This is a genomic window from Streptomyces sp. NPDC024555 (genome assembly GCF_055559335.1).
Genome location: NZ_JBVHKV010000011.1, coordinates 39,287 through 50,175 on the forward strand (window position 1 = coordinate 39,287; position 10,889 = coordinate 50,175).

Annotated in this window: 10 protein-coding genes; 5 read left to right on the top strand and 5 right to left on the bottom strand. The window is 72.6% G+C overall.

Going from position 1 to position 10,889, the window contains the following annotated elements; translation table 11 throughout:
* Positions 1 to 52: 52 nt before the first annotated feature.
* Positions 53 to 1,090 (bottom strand): ABC transporter substrate-binding protein, encoded by a 1,038-nt coding sequence (locus ACZ4FH_RS20040; RefSeq protein WP_383632578.1) that lies wholly within the window; start codon positions 1,088 to 1,090, stop codon positions 53 to 55.
* Between the two features lie 197 nt (positions 1,091 to 1,287).
* Between ACZ4FH_RS20040 and ACZ4FH_RS20045 the strand changes: the two genes are divergently transcribed.
* Entirely contained in the window at positions 1,288 to 2,661 is a 1,374-nt protein-coding gene (locus ACZ4FH_RS20045) for a hypothetical protein (protein ID WP_467306269.1), read from the top strand.
* Positions 2,662 to 3,077: 416 nt separating this feature from the next.
* Here the strand turns inward: ACZ4FH_RS20045 and ACZ4FH_RS20050 are convergent, their stop codons facing one another.
* From ACZ4FH_RS20050 to ACZ4FH_RS20060, 3 genes are all read right to left on the bottom strand, one after another.
* Entirely contained in the window at positions 3,078 to 4,019 is a 942-nt protein-coding gene (locus ACZ4FH_RS20050) for a 3-oxoacyl-ACP reductase (RefSeq protein ID WP_467306270.1), read from the bottom strand.
* Positions 4,020 to 4,053: 34 nt separating this feature from the next.
* A complete protein-coding gene (locus ACZ4FH_RS20055) occupies positions 4,054 to 5,130 on the bottom strand; it encodes a Zn-dependent alcohol dehydrogenase (RefSeq protein WP_467306271.1) in 1,077 nt (358 codons plus the stop codon).
* A gap of 138 nt (positions 5,131 to 5,268) precedes the next feature.
* Positions 5,269 to 6,141, bottom strand: a complete 873-nt coding sequence (locus tag ACZ4FH_RS20060) for a MaoC/PaaZ C-terminal domain-containing protein (RefSeq protein ID WP_467306272.1) — start codon at positions 6,139 to 6,141, stop codon at positions 5,269 to 5,271.
* A gap of 313 nt (positions 6,142 to 6,454) precedes the next feature.
* On the opposite strand from ACZ4FH_RS20060, the gene ACZ4FH_RS20065 reads away from it, so the two are divergent.
* Genes ACZ4FH_RS20065 through ACZ4FH_RS20075 form a run of 3 tightly spaced genes read left to right on the top strand, consistent with a single transcriptional unit; the run spans position 6,455 to position 9,326 of the window.
* Complete coding sequence (locus ACZ4FH_RS20065; RefSeq protein WP_467306273.1) at positions 6,455 to 7,399, top strand: ABC transporter ATP-binding protein; 945 nt, start codon at positions 6,455 to 6,457, stop codon at positions 7,397 to 7,399.
* Positions 7,399 to 8,121, top strand: coding sequence for an ABC transporter permease (locus ACZ4FH_RS20070; protein ID WP_383632596.1), 723 nt, complete (start codon positions 7,399 to 7,401; stop codon positions 8,119 to 8,121). The genes ACZ4FH_RS20065 and ACZ4FH_RS20070 overlap by 1 nt, the downstream gene beginning before the upstream one ends.
* A gap of 11 nt (positions 8,122 to 8,132) precedes the next feature.
* The gene (locus ACZ4FH_RS20075) at positions 8,133 to 9,326 is read left to right on the top strand and encodes a sensor histidine kinase (RefSeq protein WP_467306553.1); all 1,194 of its coding nucleotides are present in this window, start codon (positions 8,133 to 8,135) and stop codon (positions 9,324 to 9,326) included.
* Here ACZ4FH_RS20075 and ACZ4FH_RS20080 read toward each other — a convergent pair.
* On the bottom strand, positions 9,319 to 10,020 hold the full coding sequence (locus ACZ4FH_RS20080) for a hypothetical protein (protein WP_467306276.1): 702 nt from the start codon (positions 10,018 to 10,020) through the stop codon (positions 9,319 to 9,321). The genes ACZ4FH_RS20075 and ACZ4FH_RS20080 overlap by 8 nt on opposite strands.
* Before the next feature lie 204 nt (positions 10,021 to 10,224).
* Here ACZ4FH_RS20080 and ACZ4FH_RS20085 point away from each other — a divergent pair, with 204 nt between their 5' ends.
* Positions 10,225 to 10,857, top strand: coding sequence for a response regulator (locus ACZ4FH_RS20085; RefSeq protein ID WP_467306554.1), 633 nt, complete (start codon positions 10,225 to 10,227; stop codon positions 10,855 to 10,857).
* Positions 10,858 to 10,889 lie beyond the last annotated feature (32 nt).

Consider the following 10,889-nt stretch of genomic DNA (forward strand, 5'->3'; position numbering starts at 1 on the left):
GGCGGGGCGGCGGCCGGTCATGAATCGTTACTTCGGCGGGTGCGCGCGGCCGTCACTTCACCAGGTCGGCGCGCAGGTCGTCGAGGACCAGGTTGGCGGCGGTGACGCCGAGGCCGAGGTACCAGGTCTCGTCGGAGACGTTCTTGGCGCGGCCCTCCTTGACGGCGGTGAGGTTCTTCCACAGCGGGTTGGCCTGGGTGGTGTCCCGCTTGGTGGCCTTCACGGGGCCGTAGACGCCGGTGAAGATCCAGTCGGCGTCCGCCTCGTCGATCTTCTCCGGGCTGATCTCCGCGGCCAGCTCGTTGATCTGCTGGTTCTTGGGCCGCGGCAGTCCGGCGTCGTCGAGGATGGTGCCGATGAAGGAGGCCTTGGCGTAGAGGCGGATCTTGTCCGGCAGGTAGCGGACCATGGAGATGGTCGGCTTCTTCGGGCCGATGTCCTCGCCGAGCTTCTTGGCGTTGGTCTCGTAGGCGCCCAGCTCGGACTTGGCCTTGGCGGTCTTGTCGAGCGCGGCGGCGTTGAGGAGGTAGTTCTCCTTCCAGGTGAAGCCCGGACGGATGGAGAACACGGTCGGCGCGATCTTGGACAGCTCGTCGTACTTGTCCGCGGCGCGCAGCTGGCTGCCGAGGATCAGGTCGGGCTTCAGTCCGGCGATCGCCTCCAGGTTGAGGTTGTTGATCGTGCCGACGTTCTTGGGCTCGCCCGCGTCCTTCTTCAGGTACGAGGGGATCGCCGCGTCGCCCTCGGAGGGGGCGTAGCCGACCGGCTTCACGCCCAGCGAGACGACGTTGTCGAACTCGCCGACGTCCAGCACGACGACCCGCTTCGGGGCGGCCTTCAGCTCGGTCTTGCCCATCGCGTGCGTGATGGTGCGCGGGAACGTGCCGGCCGGGGCGTCCGTGCCGTACGCCGCGGTCTTCGCCGCCGCGTCGCCGAAGTCCTTGCCGCCGGTGGCGACCGAGGCCTTCTTGTCGGCGTCGGACTTGGCCGAACCGCCGGAGCCGCCGTCGTCGCTCCCGCAGGCGGAGAGGGACAGGGCGGCCACTACGGCCAGACCGACTGCGGCGGTGCCGCGGCGTCGAAGGGACATCACTTGCTCCAGTCGAGGGTCACACAGGCAATGCTTAGGAATGCCTAACCTTAGGCGCTCCTCCTGGGGCAAGCACAACCACCCCCACCTCTTCAGGCGAATCCGGGCATCGCCACCCTTATGTGTGAAGTGGTGTGGCTCGTGTTGTTCGGCTGGAAGTGCGAAAACTAGCTTCGGTTGCCGGAGGTGATGAGTCGATGACTGCCTGTGCCATCGAGGACGAGGCCGCCGAGGCGGTCGGATCGGCCACCGCGGAGGGTCCGGCGCCCGGTGCGCCGGGGACGGCCGGGGAGACCGCGGAGCCGGCCGGGGACGCCGCGGGCGCCGCCCGGGACGCCGGGGCAAACCCCCCGTACACGGACACGGACACGCACACCGACACGGGCACCGGCGCGGACTCCCACAGGGATCCCGCGCCCCCGCCGCCCGCCCCCGCCGAAACGGTCCTGCCCGTCTTCGCGCTCAGCGCCGACGGGGCCTATGGCGCCCGGCTCACCACGGCCCGCCCGGCGGGCCAAGGACCGGACTCCGGCGGTGAGCCCGCCTGGTTCGCCGAGCGGTGGACGCTGGACGGGCCCGAGCCGTACGCCGTGCCGCTGCCGCTGGACCAGCCGGAGGAGGCGGACTCGCAGGTGCTGCCGCTCGCCGACGGGCGGGTGCTGATCCACCGCCGGGTCGCCGGGCACCGGGCGTTCTCGCTGCTCTATCCGACCGGGCCGGGCACCGGTGAACTCCCCCTGGGCATCGTGGAATGCGAGGAGCTGACGCTGCTCCCGCCCTCGCCCGACGGCGTCAGCGCGTACGCCCTGGCCCCGGGGACGTACTCCACGGCGCTCTGGCGGATCGCCGGCGCGGCCGGGGGCCCCGAGCACCTGGCGGATCTGCCGGGGCACTGCACGGGCGGGGTCTGGCTGGACCGGGCGGGCCGGATGCTGGCCCTGGACCGGGAGCCGGCGGGCGGCGGCCCGGTCAAGGCGGTCGCGGTGGATCTGGGCCGGGACGCCGAGATGACCCCGCTGCTGCAGATCGCGCCGGAGAGCAACGACCGGCTGCTGCTGGCCGATCCGGACAGCGGGCTGCTGCTGATCCGCTCCGACGCGCCGGGGCACGACCGGATCGGCTGGGGCGTGCTGGGGAGTTGTCTGCCCGTGCGCTTCCCGGAGTGCCTGCGGCTGCCGGACGCCGCCGTGACGCCGTTCGCCGTGCAGCCGGGGCAGGCGCTGATGCCGGAGAGCTGTGCGGTGGCCCTGCGGATCGACGGGGCGGCGGGCACCTGGCTGGGCGTCTGGCGCCCCTCGGGCCGCCGGCTCCATCAACGCCCCGTGCCCTTCGGCTGGCTGGCCGGCAGCGGGGTCTGGTCGGCCGACGGCGTCCTCGCCCTGCCGTACGCGGACGGGGAGACGGACTGCGCGGTGGCGCTGCTCGACGCCCCCTGCGACGAGGCTCCGGACGGCCCGTCCAAGTGCGCCGGAAACGGTACGCAACCCTCCGCCGCCGGGACGGGTCTCACGGTGTGCCGACCCGTTCCGCTGGGGCAGGCGCCGCTCGTGGGACGCATGGCGTCGCACTGAAGTGCCGCTCTAGGAAATCGGTCTAAGGTGAGGCCGGGGATCTTGCGCAACCGCACTCGCGGTCGCCGACGGTGACCGGGTGCGCGGGGGCGTGCCGGCCCCCGTGACACACGCAGGCAAGCAATCGCAACGGGGTGACTTCCCAGATGTCTGAGGCGCGAACCGACACGACCCAGACGCGTCCGCCGGGGGCGGACGCACCGCGGGCCGGGGCCGGCGGCTCCGGAAAGCACCGAGGGGGTGTGGCCGTGGACGATGCGGCGGTGCAGCCGCTCGGACGCCACCGCCGCCCCTCCGAGGGTGGTGACAGGGCGGCCTGACCGCCCGCGAGACGTAACGAGGGGAGACGGAGGGCCCCCGCATCCGGCACCGGATGCGGGGGCCCTCCCCTGTCCCGGGGTGCTCCCCGTCCCGCGTCAGCCCCGCTTGAGCCCCAGCACCTCGGCCGCCGCGAACGTCCGGTTGGGCGGCTGCTGCGCGTAGTACGGGGAGAGCAGTTCGTCCAGCTCGTCGAAGGAGAAGGTCTCCTTCGACGCGTCGAACTGCGCGGCCACCCTGGGCCGTTCGACGACCGCGACCATGCCGCCGTGCACCACGAGCAGCTGCCCGTTGACCCGGGCGGCGGCCGGTGAGGCCAGATAGCCGACGAGCGGTGAGACGTGCTCGGGGGCGAGCGCGTCGAGCCGGCCGTCCTGCGGCACCTCGAAGCCCGCGAAGACGTCCTCGGTCATCCGGGTGCGGGCGCGCGGGCAGATCGCGTTGGCGGTGACGCCGTACTTGGCCAGGGCCAGCGCGGTGGAGGTGGTCAGGCCGACGATGCCGCCCTTGGCCGCGGCGTAGTTGGGCTGGCCCGCCGAACCGGCCAGGAAGGCCTCGGACGAGGTGTTGACGATCCGTCCGTAGACCGGGCCGCCGGCCTCCTTGGAGCGGGTCCGCCAGTGCGCGGCGGCGAAGTGCGTGGTGTTGAAGTGGCCCTTGAGGTGCACCCGTACGACCGAGTCCCATTCGTCCTCGGTCATCGAGAAGATCATCCGGTCGCGCAGGATGCCCGCGTTGTTGACCAGGACGTCGAGCTTGCCGTAGGTGGTGACGGCCAGGTCGACCAGGGCGCGGGCCTGGTCGTGGTCGGCGACGTCGCCGAGGTGCGCGACGGCGCGGCCGCCCGCCGCGCGGATCTCCTCGGCGACCTCCTCCGCCGGAGCGGCGGACGCCTCGCCCGAACCGTCGCGGCCCGGCTGTCCGTAGTCGTTGACGACGACGGCCGCGCCGAGCCGGGCCAGTTCCAGCGCCTCGGCCCGGCCGAGACCGCGCCCGGCGCCGGTGACGATCGCGGACAGTCCGTCCAGGGGAAGTGACATCGGATCTCGGGTTCCTCTCGGGTGGGGGCGGGGGTCAGAGTTCGATGCAGGTGCGCAGCGACTCTCCGGTCCGCATCTGGTCGAGGGCGTCGTTGATGCCGTCGAGCCGGACCCGGTGGGTGATCATGGACTCCAGGTCGATGCGGCCGGCCCGCCAGAGCGCGATGGCCCGTTCGTAGGAGCGCAGGACGTCCCCGCCGCCGTACATGGAGGGCAGGATGCGCTTCTCGTCGAAGAACAGCTCGAACATGTTGACCTGGAAGTTGTCGTCCATGGCGCCGGCGCCGACGATGCACAGGGTTCCGCCGCGCCGGGTGTGCTCGTAGGCGGTGCGGGCGGTGGCGGACTTGCCGACGACCTCGAAGACGTAGTCGAAGCCCTCGCCGGCGGTGATCCGCTGTTTGGCGTCGGTGAACTCCTCGGGCGAGACGGCCTCGGTGGCGCCGAAGCGCAGGGCCGCCTCGCGCCGGGAGGCCACCGGGTCGACGGCGACGATCTGGGCGGCGCCCTGGACCCGGGCGCCCTGGATCGTGGAGATGCCGACGCCGCCGCAGCCGATCACGGCGACCGAGGAACCGGCCTCCACCCGCGCGGTGTTGATGGCCGCGCCGAGGCCGGTGGTGACCCCGCAGCCGATCAGGGCGGCGATCTCGAACGGGACGTCGTCGGGGATGGGCACCGCGCAGCCGGCGCCGACGACGACCTCCTCGGTGAAGGTGCCGGTGCCGGCGAAGCCGAAGACGTCGCCGCCGGGGCGCTTGAAGTTGGGCGTGCCCGCGTTCATGAAGCCCGCGAGGCAGAGCTGGGTCTGGCCGCGCTTGCAGGAGGGGCAGGCGCCGCAGGCCGGCAGCCAGCAGACCAGCACCCGGTCCCCGGCGCTCAGTCCGCTCACCCCGTCGCCGACGTCGACGACCTCGCCGGCGCCCTCGTGGCCGGGGATGAAGGGGGCGGGCTGCGGCAGCACGCCGCTCATCGCGGAGACGTCGGAGTGGCAGAGGCCGGTGGCCCGGATGCGGAGCTTCACCTTGCCGGGGCCGAAGCCCACCGCCTCGACGTCGTCGAGTACTTCGAGTTTCTCCTGGCCGATCTCGTGCAGTACGGCTGCGCGCATGGTGCGGCTCCCCTCATGGGCCGGGTGGTGCGGTGACGGATGCGTTCTCGTTCCGGTGCGGGTCGGGGGGTGCGGGTCCGGCGTCTGTCGTCCGGGATCCGGGGTCTGTGACCGGGATGCGGGGTCCGGCGTCCCGGGTCAGTCGTGTTCGACGAAGGTGTCGCCGAGGACCGCCGCGCCGTCCCGTTCCACGGCGCTCACCTCGACGCGTACCTGCTTCTGGGAGGTCCACATGGCGATGCGCAGGGTCTCGCCGGGGAAGACGACCCCGGTGAAGCGGGTGCGGCAGGCGCGGACGCGGGAGGCGTCGCCGCCGAGGACCGTGTCGGTGACGGCCTTGAGCGTCATGCCGTAGGTGCACAGGCCGTGCAGGATCGGCCGGTCGAAGCCGGCGAGCGCGGCGAACCCGGGGTCGGCGTGGAGCGGGTTCCAGTCGCCGGAGAGCCGGTAGAGCAGTGCCTGGTCGGGGCGGACGGGGCGTTCGACGACGTGGTTCGGGGCGACGGCGGGGTAGGCGGTCCGTTCGGAGGGGCCGCGCTCCCCGCCGAAGCCGCCCTCGCCGCGTACGAAGATCTGGGCGTCGCTGGTCCACAGCGGCCCGTCCTCGTCGGCGGCCTCGGTCCGCAGCACCAGGACGGCCGCCTTGACCTTGTCGTACACGGCGGCGACCTTCGAGGTCTGGACGGCGGAGCCGCTGACCGGGATCGGGCGGTGCACCCGGACGCTCTGGCCGCCGTGCAGCACGGCGGCGAGGTCGACGTCGATCCCGGGCGAGGAGAGGCCCGCCGAGGTGCCGAGGCCCGCACCGGCGACGGTGGCGAAGGAGGGCAGCACCTGGAGCCGGGACTCCAGGGTGTAGCGCAGTTCGCCGGGGTCGACGGCGGGGGCGGCGACATCGGGGCGGGCGCCCGCGCCGATCCCGAGGTGGTAGAGCTGGACGTCCTTGTGGTCCCAGTCGATCCGGCTGGTCCGGGGTTCGGCGGCGAGAGCCTTCTCGGCATCAATGGGCATGGGGAAGCTGCTCCTCGACGGTGAAAGACCCCGGCGCGGCCGTCCGCACCGTCGGCCGCACCGAGGTCGTACGGGACCGGAGCCCGCGCCCGTTCTAGAACGCGTTCTATCCGGCTGGCCCTATGTATAACGCAGCCCCCAGCACTTGGGAAGACTCCTGACATGCCGTCAGATCGCTTGGATCAACGGCGTATTCGGGCATCGCTCCGCGGGGCCGGGCGATCCGTCCACGCCCCGCCGGTGACATTTGTCATCGCGGAGTCCGTACAAGCGCCTCTGCCCCGTGCGCCGCGGACTCCGTAGCGTCGTAGCCATGACGAAGACAACGGGGAACGAGGCCGCGGTGGTGTTCACCGGGGCAGTGAAGACCTTCGGCCGGGCGGAGCGGACCGTGCGCGCCGTGGACGGGATCGGGCTCACCGTCGGCCGGGGCGAGACCGTCGCCCTGCTCGGCCGCAACGGGGCCGGCAAGTCCACCGCGATCAGCCTGCTCCTCGGGCTCAACGAGCCGGACTCCGGCAGCGTGCGGGTGCTGGGCCGCACCCCCGAACAGGCGGTGCGGGCGGGCCTGGTGGGCGCGATGCTCCAGGAGGGGCAGCCGATCCCCCGGGTGACCGTCCAGGAGCTGATCACGTTCGTCGCCTCCACGTATCCGAGGCCGATGCCGGTCGCCGAGGCGCTGGACCTGGCGGGGGTCGCCCCGTACGCGGACCGGCGGATCGACAAGCTGTCCGGCGGCCAGCTCCAGCGGGTCCGGTTCGCCGTCGCGCTGGCCGGGAACCCCGAGCTGATCGTGCTGGACGAGCCGACCGCCGCCCTGGACGTGGAGGCCCGGCACACCTTCTGGGAGTCGATGCGGGGCTACGCCCGGCGCGGCAACACGGTCCTCTTCTCCACGCACTACCTGGAGGAGGCCGACGAGAACGCCGACCGGATCGTCGTCGTCGACCACGGCCGGATCGTGGCCGACGGCAGCGGCGAGGCCATCAAGGCGGAGGCCGGCCACAGCCAGGTCTCCTTCGATCTGGCGGGCCGGCCGTCCGAGGGCCTGGAGCTGCTGCCCGGCGTGGTGACCGTCGAGATCACCGGTGACCGGGCCGTCCTGCACACCGAGGACTCCGACGCCACCGTCATGGAACTGGCCCGGCTGAACGCCGTCCGCAACCTCCAGGTCGCCCAGGCCTCGCTGGAGGCCGCCTTCCTCTCCCTCACCGCGCCGGGCGCCGGCGCCTCCCGCCTCACGAAGGAAGCCGTCTGATGTACCAGTACGTGATGCTCGAGGTCCGGCGCACCCTCCGGGACGCCTCGTTCCTGATCTTCGGCACGGGCATGCCCGTGATGATGTACCTGATCTTCACCAATATCGGCGGGGGCGGCGACGTCGACGGCTGGAAGACCGCCTCGATGGTCGGCATGGCCGCCTACGGTGCCCTGGGCTCCGCGATGTCCATCGGCACGGGTGTCGCCTCCGACAAGTCCCTCGGCTGGCTCCAGCAGTTGAGGGTCACCCCGCTCGCCCCCACGCACGCGGTGGTGGGCCGGGCGATCAGCGGCTCGGTGACCGTGCTGCCGACGATCCTGACCGTGCTGCTGGCCGGCGGGCTGGTCAACGGCGTACGGATGGCCGCCTGGCAGTGGGCCGCGCTGGTCCTGCTGCTCTGGATCGGCGCGCTGCCCTTCACCATGCTCGGCCTGGGCAACGGCTACCGGCTGACCCCGCAGGGCACCGGAGTGGTCAACATCGCCTGTCTGATGGGCTTCGCGATCATCGGCGGCCTCTGGTTCCCCATGGAGGTCATGCCCGGCTGGATCCGCTCCTTCGGCACCCTCACCCCGGCCAACCGCTTCGCGGACCTGGGCTGGGCGATCACCGACGGACACGCCCCCGGCCTCGCGACCGTCGGCGTCCTCCTCTTCTGGCTGGCGCTGTTCGGCGGGTACGCCGTGATCTCGTACCGTCGGTCCGCGAGGACCGTGTGACGGGAGTGGACATGCTGGGGTACGGCACAGAAGGGTTCCGGGAACGGCGCCGGCTGCGGAAGGAGCGGCGCGGCCCCGGCCCCGGGCCGTACGCCCTGCTCCCCTGGCTGCTGATGGGCCTGGGGTCCTTCTCCAACCTCTTCCAGGGCAAGACCCCCAACCCGTGGATCGGCGGGCTGGGGCTGCTCGCCTTCAACAGCCTCTACATCTCCCTGGTGGCCCGGGGGTTCACCCGGGAGAAGCGCGAGAGCACCGTCTCGTACGTCCTGCTGGGGACGATGGCCGTGATCACCTTCGGGCTGGCGATCGGCTACGGCGGAAGCTGGCTGCTCTTCTTCCCACTGCTCTCCCTGGCCTGCGGGACGATCCTGCGCAAGCGCTGGCTCGCCGCCGTGCTCTTCGCCCTCGCCGTGTCGGTCTGCCTGATCGCGGTGTGGCGCGAGGACGGGGCGGCGACCCCCTGGACCCTGGCGTACGGCACGTTCATCTCGGGCGCGGTGACGGCGGCGATCCTCACCCTGTCGGAGACCGTGCGGGAACTGGCCTCCACCCGTGAGGAACTGGCCCGCACCGCCGTCGAGAAGGAGCGGCTGCGCTTCTCCCGGGACCTCCACGACCTCCTGGGCCACACGCTCTCCGTCATCGTCGTGAAGTCGGAGGCGGCCCGTCGTCTGGCCCCCCGCGACATGGACGCCGCCCTCCTCCAGGTCGCCGACATCGAGTCCGTGGGCCGGCAGGCGCTCACCGAGATCCGGGAGGCCGTCACCGGCTACCGCGAGGGCAGCCTCGCCACCGAACTGGACCGCGCCCGCTCCGCGTTGACCGCCGCCGGCATCACCCCGTCGGTCCGCCGCTCGGGCCCGCCGCTCGCCCCGCAGACCGAGGCCCTCCTCGGCTGGGTGGTCCGCGAGGCCGTCACCAACGTCGTCCGCCACTCCTCCGCCACCACCTGCTCCTTCGTCGTCGACGGCACCGCCGACCGCGTCCACCTCACCGTCACCGACGACGGCACCACCCCCGCCGCCCCGCCCTCCCCCGGCATCGGCGGCACCGGCCTCAAGGGCCTCACCGAACGCCTCGCCACGGCCGGCGGCTCCCTGACGGCCGGCCCCGCCCCCTCGGGCGGCTTCACGGTCAGGGCGGAGCTCCCGGCGGACGCGGGGGCGGATACGGAGACGGATACGGAGGCGGACCGGGTCAGATGATGCGCGGGACGACCTCGTCCTTCCGGGTGGACCAGTTGGTCACGATCGGCTTCTCGACGGTGGCGGTGTCGGGGAGTTCGACGTCGGCCGGGTCCGGGTCGTCCTCGCGGACGGCGACGACGACGTGGTCGAACTGGATGCCCGCGTCGCCGGGGGTGGTCTTCGGGGAGATGCCCGTGTAGGCGACGGCGGAGCCGCCGAGCTTGATCGGGTCCTCGCCGCCCTGACCGACCGGGGAGGCGACGCCTTCGGGCTTGGAGCCGAAGGAGACGCTGGGCGTGTTGACGTCGAGGTAGCAGGTGATGCCGGACTTCGCCTTGGCCGTGACGATGTAGTGGCTGATCGGCCGGGCCTCCCACGTGACGGTGAGGTCCAGGTCGTTGGTGCCGCAGGACTGGCCGTAGCCGCTCTTGTCGCCGCCGCCGCCCGAGCCGGAGCCGGAGCCGTCCTGGTCGCCTCCGGACCCCGCGTCCGGGGTACCGGAGGGCGAGGGGGCTCCCGCGGTGTCCCCCGAGGGCTTCCCGCCTCCCCCTGTGGCGGCGGTGGGGGACGCCGTGGTTCCGTCGGCGCCCGCGGTGTCCTCCGGTCCGCAGGCCGTCGCGGTGAGGGCGAGGGCGGCGACCGCGGTGGCCGTCAGCAGGAGGCGGGAGGAACGAGCGGAACGGGCGGAACGGGCAGGGGCGAGCGAGCGCATGAGGGTCTCCGGAGAGTGTGTCGGGTGCGGTGTGTTCTCCCGCTGACACCTCGACAGTAGGGGCGCCCCTGTCCTGGAACGATCGCGTGAATGTCCAGGTTCTGTCGCAGCGGATCGGTTCCGTCGAACCGTGTCGAATATCCGCGCGGAGGTGCGTGACGGGTCCCAACGGGCCCTCGGCCCTACCCTGTTCCCGTGAACGAGATGCCGCAGGACCACCGGCCGTCCAAGTCCGTACGGGTGCTCCTCGCCGAGGACCAGGGAATGATGCGCGGGGCGCTCGCGCTGCTGCTCGGACTCGAACCGGACATCGAGGTGGTGGCCCAGGTCGGGGCGGGGGACGCGATCGTGCCGGCGGCGCTGGAGTCGCGGCCCGACGTGGCGCTGCTGGACATCGAACTGCCGGGGCGCAGCGGGCTGGACGCGGCGGCGGATCTGCGGGAGGAGGTGCCGGACTGCCGGGTGCTGATCCTCACGACGTTCGGCCGGCCCGGGTATCTGCGGCGGGCGATGGAGGCGGGGGCGGCGGGGTTCCTGGTGAAGGACGGGCCCGTGGAGGATCTGGCGGCGGCGATCCGGAAGGTGCTGGCCGGGGAGACGGTGGTGGATCCGGCGCTGGCCGCCGCCGCGCTGAGCGCGGGGCCGAGTCCGCTGACGGCCCGGGAGCGGGACGCGCTGGTGGCGTCGGTGGACGGGGCGACGGTCGCCGATATCGCGCGGAAGCTGAGCCTGTCGGAGTCGACGGTCCGGAACTATCTGTCGTCGGCGATCGGGAAGACCGGGACCCGCAACCGGATGGAGGCGGTCCGGGCGGCCCGGCAGCAGGGCTGGCTCTGAGCCGGGCCCGGGGACGCGGGAGGGCCCGCGCG